Genomic DNA, 21,105 nt, shown 5'->3' with positions numbered 1-21,105 from the left:
TTGAAAAATTTTTTTAACTTTGCAAAATAAATTGCGTATATGTCCTATGTAAGCATAAAAAGTATTTTTAAATACGATACAAGTTAGAAACAAAAAAAATTAAAAAGTGATTTAACTCTGTAAAACAACTTGCGTATATGTACTGTGTAAGCATAAAAAGTATTTTTAAATACGATACAAGTTAAAAACAAAAAAATTAAAAAGTGATTTAACTCTGTAAAACAACTTGCGTATATGTACTGTGTAAGCATAAAAAGTATTTTTAAATACGATACAAGTTAAAAACAAAAAAATTAAAAAGTGATTTAACTCTGTAAAACAACTTGCGTATATGTACTGTGTAAGCATAAAAAGTATTTTTAAATACGATACAAGTTAAAAACAAAAAAATTAAAAAGTGATTTAACTCTGTAAAACAACTTGCGTATATGTACTGTGTAGGCATAAAAAGTATTTTTAAATACGATACAAGTTAAAAACAAAAAATTAAAAAGTGATTTAACTCTGTAAAAAAGCTTGCGTATTAATCAAATAAGGGGGCGAAAGCTTAGTAAAAATAAATATGCTACATGTTAAGCAGTAAATCCTATCTATGCTGCTATTCACTGTATAACCTTTCAGCATGAAAGTATTCGTTATAGAGTGTCAATCTTACATCACGAACATTACAAATAAAAATCAATGGTTTATCACAAATGATTTAATTCACCCCCCGGTGCCTACATAATCACCTATTAAAGTGTTATAGCATGGGGACTACGTGATACCTATGAGAAATTTTTCTGGAAAAGTGATGCGTATTTAAAAAATTTATTTAACTTTGCTACATACATTGCGTATATGGCAAATAAGGGCTAGCAACCCTATCAAAATTATAAAAGGAGGATTACTAAAATGAGTAATCAAAAAGTGAATCTATTAAAAGAATGGTTTAGCCAAACGGAAGGATATGTAGAATTTCGTTTAATCGGACAACAAGGTTTAGTGGAGCGTCGTTTTATTGAAGTAGAAGATGTAACAGAAGCGGTACTTGATAATTTAAATGAAGAAGGTAAGCAACAAAATGTAAATGTTTACTTTAGTGTTTCAACACGAAAGTGCAAATCTGGAAAAGAGGAAGACGTGTTACATGTACCAGGCTTATGGTTAGATATCGATCCAAAGCATGCAACATATGAAGAGGCGATGCAAGTAGTAAAATCACTACCTACACCGCCAACTGCCACTGTTTCTAGTGGAAATGGTATCCACGCATATTTTAAATTTAATGAACCATTTGAAGTGGTAGATGATCATTCATTCAAGTTCATTAAAGAATTGAGTTTAAAGCTGCATACATTTGCTAAGGCAGATAATACAGCAGATTTAGCCCGTTTATTACGAGTGCCAAATAGTATGAATGTGAAAAACTTAATGGACGTTAAGCTTTGCTCGCTAGTGGAATTCACAGGTGCTACTTATAGTTTAGACAGTTTTACATATTTAGATGATGTAGAAATTAAAACAGTAAGTAAAACATTAGAAACTATTGAAATCGAAGAGTTATCCCCTGTTGAAATCGATGCATTACAAGTGCCATTTACTATTAAAAGTTTAATAGTAAATGGCCCTGAAGAGGGGGAAGATCGTTCAAAGAAAATCTTCCATGTTGTAATTGAGTTATTAAAAGCTCAACATACACCCGAAGAAATCGCATTTGTATTATTAAATGATGAGTGGGCGATTGGAGAAAAAATTAGTGATCGACATCATGCTGCTAAGTTACAGTACATTGAAAGAGTCATTATAAATGCATCGCAAGTTTTAAATGAGGAACAAGATAATTTGGAGGTTGAGCAACTATTAAATAAGATAGATACAAATGAATGTTTAGTTTATGAGTATAATAATTGCTACTATGAAAAACAAAGAAGATTATCAAACTTCATCTTTGTACCTGAGGAAAGAGTACATGCAAATATAGATGAATATCTAAAAGGCCATATCGTTTTAAATAATGGCGAAATTTTAAAAAATATTGTATTAACAGCTAAAGCATTTAGTAGTAAGAAAGGCTTCATTGAGGAAATAAACAGTACTAAAATTAGCTGGTTAGGTGACGAAAAACATTTGCAATATTTAAAGGAACTATTTATGACAAAACAAGTTATAGACAAATATGCTGTAAGTAAAATTGGTCTACACAATAACTTATTTATTACTCCGAATAAAGTCATTGATAGTGAAGGTATTGTTGAAAACAGCAAGTATATTTACATGCCAAAGCTCACTGAAGGGCAAATGGATCTTGAATTATCAATGGATATGCTGTCATCTGATTACTGGAAGGATCTTGCAAAAGAAGTGTTGCCGTTATTAGCACAAGTTAATGAGGAGGGGGTTATTAATACGATTATTGGTTGGCACTTTGTTACACCTATAGTTCCTTTATTACGTAAATATACAGATAATGTATTTCCACAGTTAATGATTTGGGGTACACAAAGTGCTGGTAAAACAAGTACAGCACAGTTATTCGGCAAATTATTTGGTAATCCAGAGGTTCGTTCTTGTACCCGACCCGCCTTCTCAATTACAAGGGAGGTCGATTTATTAAACGGTGTTCCGCTATATTTAGATGAATTTAGACCATATAATATGTCAGCTTCTAACTGGAAAGGTTTAAAGAACTTGGCCTTAAATGCGTATAAAGCAGCATTAGATAGTAGAGGCAATAAAAATCAAGGTACTGTAACTTATAGACTAACGGCACCAATTGTATGGTTGGGGGAGACAAGTTTTGAGGAATCGAATATGTTAGAACGTTTGATTATTGCTCAACTTACACCAAATACATTATGCCAAAATGACGGCTATAAAAAGGCATATAAAAAGATTAACGCATTAAAAATGTCAGGGTTTATGCCTGGTTATGTACAGTGGTTACTAAATAAGATTGAAAGTGAAGATATTTTACTAGGTACGTTATATGAACATTATAAAGAAATGGTGGATTGTAAATATGATTTACATGAACGTCCGTTAGCGAATCTAGCTATGGTATTAGTTGGAGTGCATTTGTTTAATGAATTGGCTAATGAATTGCAAATTGATTGTACTATCGATCAATATGGCGTGATAGAAGAACAAGTGAAGCATTTTAGAGGTAACAAGATTCATAATGCCTTACAAAATTTATTCAAGCATACAGCAGCAATTGTACAAAGCGATAATAACGAATTTAAGAAAGGAACACATTATGAATATAATGCTACGCAAAATAAGCTAACTATTGCTAGAGAAATGTGGCTCCCAGCAGTAAGAAAGTACATGAAGGAACATGATTATGTAGATGAGCGCTTTTCTGATAAGCAAATTGAAAATTTATTAAAAGAAAATCAGTCACAATCAGGCTTTGTATTGCATACATCGTCTCCGAGAACTGTGGGCGGGAAATCCACTCGAAGCTATGTTATTGATACACAAAGACTAGAGGAAGAATTAGATATTCAGAAGGAGGTTTGGGAAGTACGTTTACATTTCTAGAAACACATAATTAGAATAGAAATAGCTGTAGTTCACAATAGATGTGGCTACAGCTTTTTTTGTTACTACTACACAAGAAATAAAAGCTGAAATTACATTCGTATCAGGGAGTTTATAGTACCAACTACAATAACTACAATATATAGATATATGAATATGAATAGTTGTACACAAAGATTTTATTACTGTACATACTTCAGGATAATAAGTAGTAATTGTAGTTCTATTTCATATTTATTACCGTAGAAATCCAATAGAAATCTACGGTAAGTTCGTATAAATCTACTATATTTACCGTAGAAATCTACGATAACTTTAATAACTTATACGTCAGATCCAATAGAAAATTATTTTATTGACTTAGTGTTTTTCTCTTGATAGCAAAAAATGCAGAGGTGTGGTGCGTTTTCAAAAGTTGTAGATGCACCAATACGCAATAAATTGCTCTCATAAAGTTATTACGCAACAGTTACTCATTATCCTTCCAAGCGATTAAAGACTCAATAAACATTAAAACAGCTTTTTGATCTTTCTTAGAACGACCCTCTAACAGATGTACAATTTTCTCTAACTCAAAGCTAAGCACTTTTGGATGGGTTTCTTCTTTATCATTAAATAGCTCTTCTAATGTGATTTCTAACGCAGTACATACTTTTGCAACGCTCTCAATTGTAGCGTTCTTTTCTCCACGTTCAAGTTGTCCAATATATGTGTTATGCAAGGAAGCACGATATGCTAGTTCTTCTTGGCTTAGTCCACGTTCTTTACGTAAGAAGCGGATTTTCTCCCCAACCACTTTTGTTAAATCCGTCATGTAATCACCTCATCATTAGGATTGACGAGAAGTGATTCTATAACCACATACTATAAATATATTTTTCTGTTAAAATAAAATATACTATTGATATTGTATTTGAGAGGAGGTAGTATAAGTACAGCCTGAAAACTATTTGAGGAGTGATAGAGTAATGGATCAAGAACAATTTGATGCTTGGACAATATGGGAACATGAACAAACGCTAGAAAATTTACAACAAAGTTATAAATGTAAAGAATTTAGAAAAGATTTGAAGCGAGGGTGGGGCTTTAAGTGTAGCAATTGTGATGAAAAGGTATCTAGTAAGACTCATCATGAATACTGGGGTTTTACAATATCGTTTTCACAGCAACCTGTACCAGATTTATACCGCTTCTGTTCAAAAGAATGTGGAGATGTTATTTATAATGGTTTATATCAAAAGCACTTAAATGAAATAGAACTAATTAAACAAAAGTATCGTTAATTCCATTTTTATAAGTTTGGTAAGCACAGTCCTTAGAGTCTGTGCTTTTTAATTTTGTCAAAAGCGATATACTGCTAGAAGGATTAGTGAAATAGAAATGGAGTTTGGGGATTTATCCCATTAAAGAGGGTAATTTATACGTTGCATATGTTATGATAGATGAAATTGCTTTTATAATATATTTTTTAAAGAAGCTAATTTTATTGATAGTAAGTTTTAGGAGGAGAAACTTCTATAACGATTATTGTTATATTGTCTATAATTGGTATTATGGGCAGTTTAAAGCAAGAACTCAAAATGGGGTTACTTAATGCCTATAGCGGGAATTATTCCGAATAGATTGAAAATATATATTATGGGGTCATAAAGTTACTCAAGATATATGATGAATTAATGGCACTATTTGTAGAAGTAGCTACATATTATTTTCGAGCTTGTCATTTTTAACGTACTGCGAGGAACTGCTTTCATTGTGGTGAAAGAGTTCGAAGTGATAAAGATGAATCATACTATGTCTTTACAATCGTTTGGAGAAATTCTAATAAGCAAGGTAAACGTTTTTGTTCTAAGAGATGCCATGATGTATTTTTCAATGAATCGATGGAATGATGTTGAAGACACAACAGGAATACAAAATTGAAAGAGTGTAATTACGCCAGATAAATAAATAGCAAGGTATTGACCGCGCAATGTCATTTGATTTTGCGTGTTTTTATCTTTTTAATGTACAGAGTGGGGAGTTTTGTGTGTTTAAGTGGTTTAGATAATTATTGAGATATTCATATATGCAAGATACAATTATTGTAAGGAAGAATAGTTAGAAATTACTTTAGAAGCCACTATAATATAATTGCTGGATTGGCTTGAAAGTTAATTGCTTGTGCAAGGATAATCATACGTCTAAAATGAGGGGATTTTCTTTCTTTTTATGTAGGTTTCGAAACTTAGGTATTCTATATTTTGATGAGGGAGGAGTATATCTATGAGAGCTCCACACAATGAAGATTCTCGTGTTAAGATACCCGCTTTAGTTCACTTTACACGATTAGGATATGAGTATGTTTCACTCAAGAATTATAAAGGTAGGATTGATGAAGATACTAATATTTTTATTGATGAATTTAGAGCTGCTATAAATAAGATTAATAATACAAATCTATCTATGCAAGAAATTGAAAAAATTATTGAGGAGATAAAATTTGTTCTTTCGGGGGATGATCTTGGGAAGGCGTTTTATACTATGCTTATCTCGGGTTATAATGGCTTAAAATTAATTGATTTTTCTACTGATAATGGAGTTGCAAATAAATATCAAGTTGTAACAGAATTGACCTATAAGAATGGGAACGATGAATTTCGCCCAGATATAACCGTTTTGATAAATGGCTTACCACTTTCTTTTATTGAGGTTAAGAAGCCTAATAACAAGGATGGTATTCAAGCCGAGTATACACGAATTAATAAGAGGTTTAAAAATAAAAAATTTAAGCGTTTTGTCAATATTACGCAACTTATGGTGTTTTCAAATAACAGTGAATATGACGATAATGAAGCTTTACCTTTAGAAGGTGCTTTCTATGCTACGAGTAGTTACAAGAAGTTATTTTTTAGCCATTTTAGAGAAGAAGATACTGCAATCTTTAAAAAAATAAAATCTATAGATTCTGAAAAGGAAAATTTCATACTAAAGGATACGAATCTCGTATCAATCAAAAATAGGCAGGAATATACAACTAACCTTTCTCCTGATTCTCCAACCAATAGAATAATAACATCTATGTTTACACATGGCCGTATTATGATGATATTAAAGTATGCCATAGCTTATGTTGAAAAAACAGATGATGATGGGATAACAAAGCTTGAAAAACACGTGATGAGGTATCCCCAAATATTTGCAACAAAGGCAATTGAAAAGAAATTAAATTCAGGTGTAAAAAACGGTATCATCTGGCATACACAAGGTAGTGGTAAAACTGCATTGGCGTACTATAATGTTCGATATTTAAAAGATTATTACCAACGGCAAGGTATTATAGCGAAGTTTTATTTTGTGGTTGATAGACTTGATTTGCTTACACAGGCAGCAGATGAATTCCGTGCTCGTGGTTTATTTGTTGAAGAAGTAAACTCAAAAGAGGATTTTATTTCAAATATCAGTGCGACAGGCACAAAAAATAATACTGGTCGTGATACCATCACGGTACTAAATATACAGAAGTTTTCAAAGGAATCAGTAGCTAGAGTATCAGATTATAATGTTAATGTACAAAGAATTTACTTCCTTGATGAGGCACACCGAAGTTATAAGCCTACAGGATCATTCTTGTCTAATCTTCTCGCTTCAGACCGTAATGCTGTCATGATTGCCCTTACAGGTACTCCATTGATAGGAACGATATATGATGACAAAACAGGTCTACCAATTGAAGGGAAAGGTTATGATTCTAAAGATGTTTTTGGTGCGTACATTCATAAATACTACTATAATCGCTCAATTGGAGACCGTTACACTTTAAGACTTATCCGTGAAGGTATAGCTACAACCTATAAAAAGAGAATGCAGGTAGCCTTAGACGAGATAGAAACTTTGAAGGGATCTGTTTCAAAAAAAGAACTATATGCACATCCGAAGTATGTAAAGGAACTTGTGAGGTATATTACAGAAGACTTTACTAAGAGTAAAATCTTATATAATGATAATACAATTGGTGGGATGATTGTTTGTGACTCATCAGAACAGGCAAGAGCAGTGTTTGAAGAAATGAAGAAATTTGAATTCTCATCAGCACTTATTCTTCATGATGAGGATGACAAAGATACACGTAAGCAATATCAGAATGCCTTTAAAAAAGGGAGAATTGATTTTCTTATTGTTTACAATATGTTGCTAACAGGCTTTGATGCGCCACGTTTGAAAAAATTGTACCTTGGACGTATAATCAAAGACCATTCTTTGTTGCAGGCACTGACTCGTGTTAATCGCCCATACGAGAATTTTCGCTTTGGATTTGTAGTGGATTTTGCCGATATCCGTTCTGAATTTGATAAGACCAACAAGGCGTATTTTGAAGAATTACAAGCAGAACTTGGTGATGAGTTCAAGCAGTATAACAATATCTTTAAAACCCCAGAAGAGATTCAAATGGATTTACAGTTGATTGCAGAAAAGTTATTTCTTTTTGATACATCTAATGCAGAAGTATTTTCACAACAGATATCTAACCTCGACGATAAGGCAGCTTTAATTGAACTTCGTAACGCTCTGGAAACGTACAAGGAATTATATAATATAACTAAACTATTCGATTATGAGGAGCTATCTGGAAAGTTCGAATTAGAAAATATTAGTGCCCTCTATAATGAGGTAAACAACCGCATTAATTTGATTAACCTAAAGCAAAATCTTGAAAATGCGGAAGATATGAGTGCCCTACTAAATATGGCGATGGATGAGATTGATTTCCAATTTAAAAAGATTTCAGAAGATGAACTTATAATAGCAGATAAATTTAGGGACAGTCTTGAACGTACTCGTCAGGAAATGCAACGTAATCTAGACCCTAAAGATCCAGAGTATGTTAAGTTGATAGATGAACTTCAGAGGCTATTAAGTAAGAAGCATATAGAAGAACTTAATGCAGCAGAAATGACGGAAAATATAGCTGAACTTGACCGTATCCGTAAGGCAGCGGAAAAAAGGAATCTTGTAGATCAGATGCTTACTGCAAAATATGAAAATGACCCTAAGTTTATGAGAACACATAAAAGGCTAAAGGAAACGCCAACACTTATTGCTTCTGACCCTCTTCTCCATAAAGTACTGTTAACATTGAAGCATAAAGTTGATAGCCGCATCCTTGCTAATGAAAGGCTTTTAAATAACGAGCCGTATTTTTTACAAGATATGTTTCCTTTGATAAAGCAAGAGTTGAATACAAATGGTGTAGCATTTAATGCATCGCAAATTAAATATGTAGGTAACTGCATTTCAAATGAATATTTAAGTGAGAGGAACTGGATAAGCTAGTGCAGATTTCAGATATAACATTACAAACTAAAAACATGATTGATGATCTCAAGGCTATTTGTACAAACTATGGTCTTGGCAATGCCAGTAGTGAGTATAAAATTATTACAGAGGTTTTTCTATACAAATTTATAAATGACAAGTTTATATATGAGGCAAGACAAGTTGTCCCTCATTTTTCACAGATGACAGCTGCAGAAGTAGAAGCCGCAATGGTTAATATGTCAGGGGATGACTATGAACTGATGTTGCTTGATTTTAGTGGTGCAACAGCACAACTGAAAAGGGAGCATTATATTTCTTATCTATTCAACCGTAAGCACCAAGAAGATTTTCATAAATTATTTGATGATACGCTCATTGATATTGCGAACGATAATATAGACATATTTTCTGTGCAAACGGGTGGGCAATCAAAAATTCGCTTGTTTGAAGCCCTTTCACAGTACGTTATCGAGGAGGAAAAGAAAGATAATTTTTGTAGAGCTATCATTGACAAACTAGCTAACTGCAGCTTTGACAATGTGTTTGCTCAAAAGTACGATTTCTTTGCTACGATTTTTGAGTACCTTATCAAGGATTATAATAAGGATTTTGGGAAATATGCTGAATATTATACACCGCATTCTATTGCTAGTATTATAGCCAAAATAATGGTGCCAGACGGAACACAAAACGTAACGGTGTATGATCCAGCGGCAGGTTCTGGCACACTGCTACTGGCTCTTTCCCATGAGATTGGGGAAAGCAACTGCACCATTTTTTCACAGGACATATCTCAGAAATCTAATGAGTTTCTGCGATTGAACTTGATTTTAAATAATCTGGTTCACTCCCTTCCCAACGTGGTGCACGATGATACGATACTCAATCCACGACATCTTAACCAAAGAAAAAACGGATTGATGACATTTGATTACATTGTGAGCAATCCGCCGTTCAATGTGGATTTTTCTGAGAGCCGTGATATTTTGGCTGGAGAGAAGTATCAGAAACGATTTTTTGCTGGGGTACCTAATATCCCTAAGAAGGATAAAAACGGGATGGCAATTTATCTGATGTTTTTGCAACATATAATCTATTCGCTGGATGAAAAGAAGGGGAAAGCGGCAGTTGTTGTACCGACTGGATTTTTAACTGATGGTAAGGGAATTCAAAAGAAAATCCGTGAGCATCTTGTAAATAATAGAATGCTTCGTGGCGTGATTTCTATGCCTTCTAATATCTTTGCAACCACAGGTACAAATGTATCTATACTTTTCATTGACCGTGAGAATAAAGAAGGCAAGGTTGTATTGATGGATGCTTCAAAAATGGGGACAAAGGTCAAAGAAGATGGTAAAAATCAAAAGACAGTTATGAGTGCAAAAGAAATCAATACAATTATAGATACATTTAACTCTGCTGAACCAAAAGATAATTTCAGTGTAGCTGTAGATTATGCGGATATTGAAGCTAAGAAGTTGTCTTTTTCTGCAGGGCAGTATTTTGAAGTTAAGATAGAATACTCTAAACTTACTGAAGATGAGTTTAAAGCTAAATTGTATAATCATAAAAATTCGCTTCAAAAACTTTTTCAAGAGGGGCAGAAGATAGAGAATGAAATAATAGCTGTCATGGAGCGGTTAAACTATGATATATAATGAAACGATATACAATAAACATTGGGATACAAAAAAATTAAATGAGCTTGGTGATTTTTCTCGTGGGAAATCCAAGCATCGACCTAGAAATGATCCAAAACTATTTGAGCATGGGAAATACCCCTTAGTCCAGACTGGGAATGTTAAATCGGCTAACTTTTTGATTAATAAACATGAGCAGGAATATGGTGAATTCGGATTGCAACAAAGTAAATTGTGGGAAGAGGGAACTCTGTGTATTACAATTGCTGCTAATATAGCAGAAACGGGAATCCTTGCATATCCAATGTGTTTTCCAGACAGTATTGTTGGTTTTAATGCATTTCCTACAGAATCTTCAGAAGCCTTTATGCACTATGTGTTTACCTATATTCGCAACGCTATCCAAAACTCGGTAAATGGAAGTATTCAAGATAATATTAATATCGAATACCTTCAAAATCTTGATTTTAAGGTTCCAGAAAAAAACTATCAGGATAAAATTGTTCAAATCTTGACTCTTCTTGATCGTAAAATTGAATTAAACCTTCAAGCAGTAAACAAACTAGAGACAGTTGCAAAAACAATCTATGACTATTGGTTTGTTCAGTTTGACTTTCCTAATAATGAAGGTAAACCATACCGTTGCTCTGGTGGAGAGATGATATGGAATGAAAAGCTGAAGAGGGAGATACCTAAGGGGTGGGAATCTTGTTCAGTAGGCGAACTACTTGACAGAACACCTAATACTACTCGCATTCAGTCATCGGAGTATATGTCAGCAGGTTCAATTCCAATAATAGACCAAAGTACAGACTTTATTGCAGGATACACAGATGATACATCAGCTATAATTTCAATAGATAGTGGTGTGATTGTTTTTGGTGACCATACAAGAATTGTTAAATTTATTGACTTTGACTTTGCAAGAGGAGCTGACGGAACACAAGTATTAATTTCAAATAACCTAGATAAAATGCCGCAATTACTTTTTTATCATACTATAAATAAAATTGATTTATCCAACTATGGCTATGCGAGGCATTTCAAATTTTTAAAGGATTGTTTAATAGTTGTTCCAGATATGAGAACTGCAGATCAATTTATTAAACAAATTGATCCTATGTATAAATTGATTTCCCGTAAGATATTTGAAAACCTTGAACTAACAAAAATTCGTGATTGGCTGATGCCGATGCTTATGAATGGACAAATCACACTAGAATAGGGTATTCAAGGTTAAGGATAAGGGGAGGGCGAGTCAAATCTTAAGCACCCCTTCATCGAAAAATCGCATAATTCGCTAAGCTTGGATACTCCAAAAACTGCTAAAACAAAGATACATAACCTTGTAAGCCTTGATTTCAAAGGGTTTACGGGTTGTGTCGCTATTTTTATTTCGTCTAATAGTATAGTTTTTTTGCTATAAAATTACCTAATAAACCTTTAGTTTATCTTCATAATTCTTAGTTTAACTCCATCGTCTATAGACAGTATACGCTATTTGCCTTATCTATCGTTTTCCATACTTGGGGTGAGGTGAAAAGTATGGAGGGAAAACAAAAGAATAGTCATTAGTTTTTTTATATCGTGAAATCTGGGTAACAAAATACAGGTACGAGGTATTACATGGTCCAATAGCTATAAGACCATGTTTACACATGTGGAGTTAGTGTGGGTATAATCAGAAATATGGGTTTACAATTAATACCTTATGAATAACTTAAGATGCACAGACTTTAGGATTAATAAAGAAACTGTCTTGCCCCCGCAACGTAATACATTTAAAACGTAGTCAAAAACGTAGTCAAAAAAATCAATTGCCCCCGCAAGCATTGAGATAACAACATTCTGAGACGGTAGGTTCGACTCCCGCCGTCTCCATCATACAAAATTATTAGATTTCATGGAAAACCATGTGACTTAAAGCATAAATTTTATAAATGGAAATTTTATACTTTTAAGAATTTTACAGTTGAATATTATTCACTTCTTAGGTAATTCACTAAAAAAGTGTCTTATTAATAATAAAGTTGTTTTTCAACAAGAGAGCCATATTGTTAAACAACACCAAAAGAGTATGGATATCATTTTTTGAAATTGAAGTATCAACCTACCGAAAAACAAAAGCAACGAATCATTTGATTCGTTGCTTTTGTTTTACAATCTAGTGTATGTTTCATCAAAAACTCCAAACAGTCTGGAATGCCTTCAGTTTTGTAAAGTCTTTAAACCGGTTATTTTTTTCGGCTTAGGCCATGTTCAATGTTCATAACATTGCTAACTTTTATATAGTATATCGCTCCATTAAAGAATTTAATTCACGATTTAGTTCCGTTAGTTTTTCAGCAGCATGAGCTACATCTGTAATTGCTTTAATGTGCTCGTCGATGGAAGACGCAATTTCCTGTACTGAAGCGGCCGTCTGCTCTGATACGCTGGACGCACTTTCGATTCCTTCACTCATCAACTTATTATAGGATGTCATCACGTCCATTTCTTTATTAACGGCTAATATGGAATCTACAATTTGTTTAACAGAATCAGACATCTGATTGAATTTACTTTGTGTTAGGGCTACATCATCATTTAACTTTTTAGCAGTTTCCATTGTTCCTTCTACAGTTTCAACTGTTTTAGTAGTTTCTGAAACAATGGATGAAACTACGCCTTGTACTTGGTGGGTGGCCATTTTCGATTGTTCTGCTAGTTTTCTTATTTCATCGGCAACCACTGAGAATCCTCTACCATACTCACCTGCTCTTGCAGCTTCAATACTCGCATTTAAAGCTAGTAAATTGGTTTGTTCTGCGATTGTTTCAATGGTTTCCATCACCTGTGTGATTTGATTTATTTGATCATGTAATTTTTTAATTTCATCACTGACTTCTTGTGAGGCTGCTAGTGAAATAGTATTGGACTGTTGTAATTGTTGTACTATTTCAATTCCCTCGGATGATATTTTTTCTGCATGTTTTGTAATGTCGTACATAACTTTACTTTGTTTTTCTGTGGTTTCTATAGAATTGGATAATAGCTCTACTGTTTGGTTTATGGTATCCAAATCGTGGGCTTGTTCCTGTGTACCAGTAGCAATTTCAGTAATGGCTCTACCAACTTCGTCACTACTAGCAGATGTTTCTTCTGAAACGGCAGATAAGTTAGTTGCTGAATCCAATAAATGTTCACTTGTATTTTTAGTCTTTTCGACGAGCGTGCATAATTGCTGTGACATTTTATTGAAAGCGGTCGCAAGTTGTCCAATTTCGTCATTTGATTCAGGTAGATGGGTAACCATTATATGACCATCAGAAATTTTCGTTGCGGCTTCAGCTACTTCTTTTAACGTGTTTAATTTCTTCCGAATACCTAAATAAAATACCAGTGAGCTTAAAGTAATAAGTACGACTGTTGCACCAAAGATAATATATTGTAAAATGTTTAATCCTTCATAAAATTCATCTTGAAAGACAGCAATTCCAATAGTCCAGCCCCAAGGCTCAAAATATTCTGTATAGGCTGTTTTATCTTTAAAAGAACCATCTGGCTGTTTATCAGAATAAATGACAAAGCGATCTGATTCATTTTTGGACTTGCCGCCTGCAATGATTTTTTCGCGATTACTTCTGTTCAGGTCATCGGCAGGAGCTCCCCCTATTTTAGAAGGATGGAGTTGTAACACTAAATCCTCGTCAAAAGCTAATATATACCCATTTTCTTTGTAAGTAAAATTGGATTTTTGATAATCGTACTCTCCCATTTCATTGACGGGTCCATTTAGAATAATTCTGGCTTGTTCTTTTCCTTCTTCTAATGTTATTTTGCCACTTTCCACTTCTTCATTAATCAATTCTATTGAAGTATAGGCCCCTTTGACAATGCTTTGGAGTTCTCTTTGACCTGATTCTAAGAGCTGATCTTTGGCAACCCAATAGCTTGTTGAGCCGATAATCACAACTGTTACAAGTATAATAATTGTGATTAGTAGCATTAACTTCCCAGAGATGCTTCGTAACCGTAAATTTTTCTTCATCATTCGCTTCCTCCCGCAACTATATATAGGTATATTTCGACAGTAATCTACATAATTCAATAGTATGGAAATTATTTTTATAGTAGGCTAAAGGTTCTATCATAAACTAGAAGCAAATTCTTATGATTAAAAGGATGAATTTAATTCTATTATTGGCCAGTATGCTGAAGGAAAGTTAAAAACTAGTTAAAGACTATCATTAAAATTTGGCAATATTTGAATCAAATAATATAACAAGTAAAACGTCTTTCTTTATAAAAGGGCTAAATTACTGAATAAAATTTGGTGAGTTGTATGTATTTAGTAAAATGTCATATATAAGTTAAGCGGGTTATGAAGAAAATGGTATTGACAAAATATTTTTTTTCTGTAAAATGAAAAACAATTCAAAAATATTTGTATAGAACAAAGGCTATGAAAAGAAATAGTATCAGTTATTTTTACGAACAGAAAGTTACCGGTTGATGAGAGGTGCATGTAAAACGATTGAGAATTCATCTTGGAGCTGTGTACCGAAAGGATCATTCCTGAGTAGGCTACACCGGTAAGCATCCGTAATCATGTGCGAGAGTATCGTCAAATGACCGTACTTCTTAAGGTAAGTAATGTGAATTGCTTATAAATTAAAGGTGGTAACACGAGTTGAATCGTCCTTTTGGTTAATCCAAAAGGGCGTTTTTTTTTATTCCTTTTTTGAGCAAAGTATTTGAAAATCTATACGTATTAGGAGTTAGACATTATGAATGACAATCATCAAGATTCACAGCTAAAACGCGGATTAAGTACTCGTCACATGCAATTAATTGCACTTGGCGGGTCCATTGGGGTCGGTTTATTTTATGGCTCTAGTTCAACCATTCAAATGGCTGGACCATCTATTTTACTAGCTTATTTAATTGGCGGATTAGTTATTTTCACCATTATGCGTGCATTAGGTGAAATGGCAGTAGCGGAACCTGTATCAGGCTCGTTCAGTACGTACGCGAATAAATATTTAGGACGCTTTGCGGGGTTCTTATCGGGCTGGACGTATTGGTTTATGTGGATTGTCGTTGGTATGGCAGAATTAACAGTAGTCGGTGTATACATTAACTATTGGTTTCCGGATATTCCACAATGGGTAACTGCTCTTGTAGTACTTGTTATGATGACGCTTGTAAACTTAGCAAATGTAAAAGCCTACGGAGAATTTGAATTCTGGTTTGCGATGATTAAAGTTGTTGCGATTATCGGGATGATCGTTCTTGGATTAGCCATTATTTTCTTCGGTGTTGGTAACCACGGTGAAGCAATTGGCTTCGAAAATTTATGGGCACACGGTGGCTTCATGCCAAACGGTTTCCATGGTATTTTAATGTCACTTGTATTAGTTATGTTCTCATTCGGTGGGGTTGAATTAGTTGGTATTTCTGCTGGAGAAGCAAAAAATCCTAGCAAGTCCATTCCTTCTGCTATTAACAACATCGTTTGGCGTATTTTAATTTTCTACATTGGTGCATTGGGCGTTATGATGGTTATTTATCCTTGGAACGAAGTTGGTTCAGAAGGTAGCCCGTTCGTTCAAATTTTCGATTACGTCGGCATCCCTGCTGCAGCTCACATTATTAACTTTGTTGTTATTACAGCAGCAATGTCTGCATTTAATAGTGGTTTATACGGTTCAGGACGTATGCTTCACAACTTATCGGTACAAAAAAATGGTCCAAACTATTTTAAAACGGTAAGCAAAAACGGTAGTCCGCGTAGAGGGATTTTATTTTCTTCAGCGGTGTTATTAATGGCAGTTGTCTTAAACTATGTAGTACCTGAAAAAGTGTTCATCTATATTTCTGCTGTTGCGACTGTTGCAGTCATTACAAGCTGGATGATTATTTTATTTGCACAATTGAAATTTAGAAGGGCAAAAACGAAAGAAGAAGTAGCTGAACTAAAATTCAAAATTCCGCTTTATCCACTTTCTACGTATATTGCCATTGCCTTCTTATTAATGGTTATTGTGTTAATGGCGTTTATTCCGGACATGCGTGTTGCCCTATATGTCGCACCAATTTGGTTTTTCATCTTATTTGTTGGATACAAAGGTATCAATATTAAAAAATAGTTACAACATTTCATTTAACATCAAAAAAGTCCTTTTGGTTAACTCGGTTGGCTATGCCTATAATGTATACATCAGCAAATTAAGGTACAATAGAATATCTGTAAGACAGGAAAAGTAGGTGAACCAACATGGGGAAATATCAATTAGATACTAAAGGTAAGGTTGCTGTGGCAAAGTATCATGAAAAACACAAGCCTGCCAAATTTGATAAAAAGCAGCAACTTGAGAAAATACGTGCGGAGTATTTGAAAAAGAAGCAAGAACAAACAGATCAATAATATGAATTAAAACATAGGAAGATGAATATCTCCCTATGTTTTTTCAATTTGATAATAGCGTTTTTGATTCTTGACAAAAACTCGTCATCAGGTATCCATTCTTTGTTAATAGATTTTGACATTACGTGAACCGCCCTAGCATTTTTTTATTTGTTCATCCTCTGTTCATATGGTTGTCATGAGGGGGACATCTTCATTGTATAGGGTATTCTTAACGGCTTGCGAAAGTGGCCGGGATTGAAGAGGCGAAGTTGATAACGAAAGGGAGGAGTGGCACGAGATCAAAATAGTAAAAGGCTTTCACTGGCTGTTTTATATCGTCGTGCAAAGAGAATGAAAAAAAAGATAACCATTATAGGTAAAATACTAGCGGGTTTAGTTATAGCTATATTACTTTTTTTATTGATTGTTTTCTTAGTCAATACAATTTGCAGCAAAATGGAGCAGGGGAAAATAGAAACGTATGGTCAGTCTGTAAGAGTAGACGGAAAAAATATGAATGTTTTCATTCAGGGAGAGGGCGAGGAAATTGTCGTACTTTTACCTGGTTATGGAACGGCAGCACCGGGACTTGATTTTCAACCATTGGTAGATGAATTGTCTCCATTTTACAAGGTTGTTGTCGTTGAGCCATTTGGTTATGGATTGAGTGATTTAACTGAGAAGGAGCGGAGTTCAGAAAATATTGTTAGTGAAGTACATGAAGCTTTACAGCAGCTTCATATTGAGCGGTATATTCTAATGGGTCATTCGATTTCGGGCCTTTATGGACTGGATTATGTGAATAAATATCCTAATGAAGTGAGTGGATTTGTGGGGCTCGATAGTAGTGTACCGACGATTAGCGAGAAAAAGATTGGTGCTTCCATCATTACCACTATAAAATTCCTTAAACAATCGGGTTTAGCAAGATTGCAGGTGAAGCTGGGTGATGACCCATACGCCGAGCTATCATATGATGAAAAAACAAAAGAACAATTAAGAATGCTACAGCATAAAAACCTGTATAATTCCACTCAGTTAAATGAAGCTGAAATTATGTATGAAAATTTTAAAGCAGCTGAAAATTTATCATTTCCAAAAGATCTTCCTGTTATTTTCTTTATCCAAGCGAATCATCCAGTCACTGATAGATGGGTACCAGAGCATCAAAGGCAAATAAAAAATTCAGTGTATGGTCAGGTCGTGACATTTGACGGGGATCATTATTTGTATCGTGCACAAGCAAAAGAAATTGTGGATAGCTTAAGAGAATTTATGAAAGTGGTAAGGTAGTGAGCTAATCTGTAACATAGTCGAGTCAACTAGGTGAGTCATCAATTAAGCGTAAAAGCCTCATGGGTGCTACAAATAAACGCTCATTTAAATTTCCCTTTATGCATATGGCTAAGTGATTTAAAACCGCCCATTTGGACGGTTTTTTTCACTTTTAACGAAGTATTTTTACAGCAGAGCTAGTGCCTATTCTTGAGGCACCTGCATCTATCATAAATTTTATATCTTCCATGGTACTTACTCCGCCTGAAGCTTTTACCCCAACATTTGGTCCGACTGCTTGTCTCATTATCGCAACGTCTTTAGCAGTTGCTCCATGCAGTGAAAAACCTGTGGAGGTTTTAAGAAAATCGGCGCCAGCTTTTACGGCTATTTGGCATGCACGAATTTTTTCTTCATCTGTTAAGAGACATGCTTCTATAATCACTTTTACTAGCGCTTTTCCTTGTACAGCGTTGACAATCATTGAAATTTCTTTTTCCACTAGCATGTTGTTTTTGTTATTTTTTAATTCTGCTATATTCATCACTACATCTATTTCGGTGGCTCCGTTACCAATGGCATTTAAAGTCTCGAATACTTTCGTTTCAGTTGTGTTTGCACCTAAAGGAAATCCTATTACTGTGCATATATTCACATCCGACTCACGTAATAGATCAGCAGATAAGCTCACCCATGTAGGATTCACGCATACAGATGCGAACCCGTATTGTATGGCTTCTTGGCATAATTGAATGATTTCTTTTTCGGTCGTATTAGGTGAAAGTAATGTGTGGTCTATTAATTTTGCATAGTCCATAAATATATCATCTCCGGCTTCAAACTATGATTCTGACAAATAGGCGATAGGACATGTTTAGCTGGAAAGCGATGTTTCCCTACTAAAAAGGTCTGTAAGGATGTTAAGCAACCTACGTGTTATATATTAAAGGGTTTAACATTTTTTAGACCATCCAGTTTATGTGATTTTTCCTCATCCATTAGGACCTAGGTCTTTATGTGTTTTTAAGTTCAATTTTCTAGAAATTAAATATGGTCCATATATTTCCAACATTTAGCTTGCAGTTGGGTGCAATTGGGTATTTGAAATTTTTGAAATAGGTTTGAAATATTAAATGTGACACTGGCAAAAAAAGGTCTCCCCCCAACCACCAATTCATATACATAAGGTAAAAACTAATAGGAGTAGTGATTATTGGACAAACAACATCACAGGTATAGATGGGTTGTGTTTGTTGCGGTATTGTTTACGTATTTGTTAATGGCCAGTCAACGAACTGCTCCCGGGTTAATTACAGACCAATTGATGAGCGATTTTGGGGTGATGGCATCGACCATTGGGCTATTGACGAGTATCCAATTTTTTGTGTATACGAGTTTACAAATTCCGATGGGGGTTTTAGCTGATCGGTTTGGACCGAACTTGTTTCTTATAATGGGTGCTCTCCTTACAGGGCTAGGCACGATTCTGTATAGTCTAGGTACACATGAATTCATCCTATTTTTTTCTAGAATACTTACTGGTATAGGAGACGCGACCATTTGGGTGAATATGGTGCTTATTTTGGCACAATGGTTTCAGAAGAAGGAATTTGTTCGTTTAATTGGCTTTGCAGGTATGACAGGTAGTCTAGGGTTCTTATTGGCGACGGTTCCTTTTGCTACTTTGATTCTTTTATTGGGTTGGAGAATTTCATTTTTTTCAACGGGACTCTTATTATGTTTATGTGGTGTTCTTCTTTATTTTGTACTTGTTAAAAATGCGAAACGTATCTTTTCAGTAAAATCGATAGTGGAAGCTGAAGTGCTACAACGTGAGAAAACGTCTGTTTTATTACGGAAAATATTTTTAAATCGACAAGCTTGGGCTTTATTTTTTTGCCATTTTGGGGTTGTTGGGGGATATGTTGGCTTTATCAGTTCGTGGGCTGTTCCCTACGGAATCCATATGTATGAGATGACACGTTCAGAGGCCAGTCAGCTAATTATGATTGGTCTTTTTGGAGCACTTATCGGGGCTCCTCTAACAAGCTGGCTAGCTGGCCGGCTAGAAACGATTAAGAAGCCTTATATAGGTGTTCAATTGGCTGTTTTATTGAGTTGGTTATCCTTTCTCTTACGGAAGGGGCATCCGTCCCTTTATTTACTTATTATACTATTCTTCATCATCGGCTTTGGATATGGAGCAAGTGCCTTAACGTTCGCGGCGGTTCGCCAAACTTTTCCTATCAGTGAATCTGGTATCGTTTCTGGCTTTGCGAATACGGGAGGCTTTTTAAGCGCTGCATTACTACCGATTATTTTTGGCTATGTGTTGGATTATTTTCAATCCACTTCAGGTTATTTAGGGGATGGGTACTACTATGGGTTTTTCACCCCAGTTTTATTCTCCGCCATTGGCTTGATGGGAGTACTATTATTGAAGGAACAGCGTATGAGAGCAGGCAAAAAATGTCAAATAGATGAAAGGAATACCTGTAAAATAAGGTATTCCTCTTTCAACGACTTACCCCATATAAACACTTTCACAAGTATCTGGTGCTGGTTCATAGAAGCAATGATTTTTAAATTGCCCTGTAAACGGTTGGCCGTACCATGTTGGGGGACATGGGGCATACGGATTGAAGTACCAAAGGGCGTATTTGGCTGGGTGCTGACGCCAGAAGTCTAAGTTCTGTTTGGCTAATCTTTTTTCCGTTTCTCTGGCACGTTGGTAAAACATATTGCCTTTTTGAACGGCTTCAAATGAATAATTTCCTCCTTGCACTTGATAAATCACTTGCTCGATAGTTCTAACATCGTTAAAGTCTAAGCAAGATGCAACAGCGCGATTGACAATCACATTGCCTACGTATAACATACCTTGCTGTCCTTCACCTTCAGCCTCTGCTCGCATCATCCTTGCCATTAATGCAACGTCTGCATCACGGTATTTTACTCTTGGCATTTTTACCACCT

Annotated in this window: 12 protein-coding genes, 1 pseudogene and 1 other annotated feature; of the genes and pseudogenes, 9 read left to right on the top strand and 4 right to left on the bottom strand. The window is 34.7% G+C overall.

Going from position 1 to position 21,105, the window contains the following annotated elements:
• Window positions 1–894 precede the first annotated feature (894 nt).
• Window positions 895–3,525 carry a DUF927 domain-containing protein gene (locus tag AC3CH7_RS18415; RefSeq protein WP_488381815.1) on the top strand — a complete coding sequence of 877 codons (2,631 nt, stop codon included), beginning with the start codon at window positions 895–897 and terminating at the stop codon, window positions 3,523–3,525.
• Window positions 3,526–3,994: 469 nt separating this feature from the next.
• Here AC3CH7_RS18415 and AC3CH7_RS18410 read toward each other — a convergent pair whose 3' ends face one another.
• Window positions 3,995–4,339, bottom strand: a complete 345-nt coding sequence (locus tag AC3CH7_RS18410; RefSeq protein WP_488381814.1) for a helix-turn-helix domain-containing protein — start codon at window positions 4,337–4,339, stop codon at window positions 3,995–3,997.
• A gap of 154 nt (window positions 4,340–4,493) precedes the next feature.
• Here AC3CH7_RS18410 and AC3CH7_RS18405 point away from each other — a divergent pair, with 154 nt between their 5' ends.
• From AC3CH7_RS18405 to AC3CH7_RS18390, 4 genes are all read left to right on the top strand, one after another.
• Complete coding sequence (locus tag AC3CH7_RS18405; protein WP_488381813.1) at window positions 4,494–4,808, top strand: hypothetical protein; 315 nt, start codon at window positions 4,494–4,496, stop codon at window positions 4,806–4,808.
• A 982-nt stretch (window positions 4,809–5,790) separates the two neighbouring features.
• Complete coding sequence (locus tag AC3CH7_RS18400) at window positions 5,791–8,838, top strand: type I restriction endonuclease (protein ID WP_488381812.1); 3,048 nt, start codon at window positions 5,791–5,793, stop codon at window positions 8,836–8,838.
• Window positions 8,838–10,481: an HsdM family class I SAM-dependent methyltransferase gene (locus AC3CH7_RS18395; protein ID WP_488381811.1), complete on the top strand. Its 1,644-nt coding sequence runs from the start codon at window positions 8,838–8,840 to the stop codon at window positions 10,479–10,481. Before AC3CH7_RS18400 ends, AC3CH7_RS18395 begins: the two co-directional genes overlap by 1 nt.
• Complete coding sequence (locus AC3CH7_RS18390) at window positions 10,471–11,688, top strand: restriction endonuclease subunit S (RefSeq protein ID WP_488381810.1); 1,218 nt, start codon at window positions 10,471–10,473, stop codon at window positions 11,686–11,688. The genes AC3CH7_RS18395 and AC3CH7_RS18390 overlap by 11 nt, the downstream gene beginning before the upstream one ends.
• A gap of 1,059 nt (window positions 11,689–12,747) precedes the next feature.
• Here AC3CH7_RS18390 and AC3CH7_RS18385 read toward each other — a convergent pair.
• A complete protein-coding gene (locus AC3CH7_RS18385) occupies window positions 12,748–14,493 on the bottom strand; it encodes a methyl-accepting chemotaxis protein (protein WP_488381809.1) in 1,746 nt (581 codons plus the stop codon).
• 405 nt (window positions 14,494–14,898) lie between these two features.
• Window positions 14,899–15,151: a binding site (T-box leader), on the top strand.
• Between the two features lie 81 nt (window positions 15,152–15,232).
• Here AC3CH7_RS18385 and AC3CH7_RS18380 point away from each other — a divergent pair.
• The 3 genes from AC3CH7_RS18380 to AC3CH7_RS18370 all read left to right on the top strand — a co-directional run bounded on the left by AC3CH7_RS18380 (window position 15,233) and on the right by AC3CH7_RS18370 (window position 18,147).
• Window positions 15,233–16,594: an amino acid permease gene (locus tag AC3CH7_RS18380; protein WP_200990632.1), complete on the top strand. Its 1,362-nt coding sequence runs from the start codon at window positions 15,233–15,235 to the stop codon at window positions 16,592–16,594.
• A gap of 128 nt (window positions 16,595–16,722) precedes the next feature.
• On the top strand, window positions 16,723–16,872 hold the full coding sequence (locus AC3CH7_RS18375) for a hypothetical protein (RefSeq protein WP_012292280.1): 150 nt from the start codon (window positions 16,723–16,725) through the stop codon (window positions 16,870–16,872).
• A gap of 333 nt (window positions 16,873–17,205) precedes the next feature.
• Window positions 17,206–18,147 carry an alpha/beta hydrolase gene (locus AC3CH7_RS18370; protein ID WP_171821101.1) on the top strand — a complete coding sequence of 314 codons (942 nt, stop codon included), beginning with the start codon at window positions 17,206–17,208 and terminating at the stop codon, window positions 18,145–18,147.
• A gap of 154 nt (window positions 18,148–18,301) precedes the next feature.
• Here the strand turns inward: AC3CH7_RS18370 and deoC are convergent, their stop codons facing one another.
• Window positions 18,302–18,946 carry a deoxyribose-phosphate aldolase gene (gene deoC, locus AC3CH7_RS18365; protein ID WP_031417744.1) on the bottom strand — a complete coding sequence of 215 codons (645 nt, stop codon included), beginning with the start codon at window positions 18,944–18,946 and terminating at the stop codon, window positions 18,302–18,304.
• A gap of 396 nt (window positions 18,947–19,342) precedes the next feature.
• On the opposite strand from deoC, the pseudogene AC3CH7_RS18360 reads away from it, so the two are divergent.
• Window positions 19,343–20,587: pseudogene (locus tag AC3CH7_RS18360) on the top strand (MFS transporter); the annotation flags it as partial.
• A 66-nt stretch (window positions 20,588–20,653) separates the two neighbouring features.
• Here AC3CH7_RS18360 and AC3CH7_RS18355 read toward each other — a convergent pair.
• Entirely contained in the window at window positions 20,654–21,094 is a 441-nt protein-coding gene (locus AC3CH7_RS18355) for a cell wall hydrolase (RefSeq protein ID WP_025116607.1), read from the bottom strand.
• Window positions 21,095–21,105 lie beyond the last annotated feature (11 nt).

It is taken from the genome of Lysinibacillus sp. F12, from assembly GCF_057773605.1.
Note: the sequence above shows the minus strand (reverse complement) of the source record. Positions and strands in the feature narration are given on the sequence as shown.

Excerpts from the sequence above, each read along its gene's own strand:
- AC3CH7_RS18415 (WP_488381815.1), top strand. The coding sequence starts at position 895 with ATGAGTAATCAAAAAGTGAATCTATTAAAAGAATGGTTTAGCCAAACG.
- AC3CH7_RS18410 (WP_488381814.1), bottom strand. The coding sequence starts at position 4,339 with ATGACGGATTTAACAAAAGTGGTTGGGGAGAAAATCCGCTTCTTACGT.
- AC3CH7_RS18405 (WP_488381813.1), top strand. The coding sequence starts at position 4,494 with ATGGATCAAGAACAATTTGATGCTTGGACAATATGGGAACATGAACAA.
- AC3CH7_RS18400 (WP_488381812.1), top strand. The coding sequence starts at position 5,791 with ATGAGAGCTCCACACAATGAAGATTCTCGTGTTAAGATACCCGCTTTA.
- AC3CH7_RS18390 (WP_488381810.1), top strand. The coding sequence starts at position 10,471 with ATGATATATAATGAAACGATATACAATAAACATTGGGATACAAAAAAA.
- AC3CH7_RS18385 (WP_488381809.1), bottom strand. The coding sequence starts at position 14,493 with ATGAAGAAAAATTTACGGTTACGAAGCATCTCTGGGAAGTTAATGCTA.
- AC3CH7_RS18380 (WP_200990632.1), top strand. The coding sequence starts at position 15,233 with ATGAATGACAATCATCAAGATTCACAGCTAAAACGCGGATTAAGTACT.
- AC3CH7_RS18375 (WP_012292280.1), top strand. The coding sequence starts at position 16,723 with ATGGGGAAATATCAATTAGATACTAAAGGTAAGGTTGCTGTGGCAAAG.
- AC3CH7_RS18370 (WP_171821101.1), top strand. The coding sequence starts at position 17,206 with ATGAAAAAAAAGATAACCATTATAGGTAAAATACTAGCGGGTTTAGTT.
- deoC (WP_031417744.1), bottom strand. The coding sequence starts at position 18,946 with ATGGACTATGCAAAATTAATAGACCACACATTACTTTCACCTAATACG.
- AC3CH7_RS18355 (WP_025116607.1), bottom strand. The coding sequence starts at position 21,094 with ATGCCAAGAGTAAAATACCGTGATGCAGACGTTGCATTAATGGCAAGG.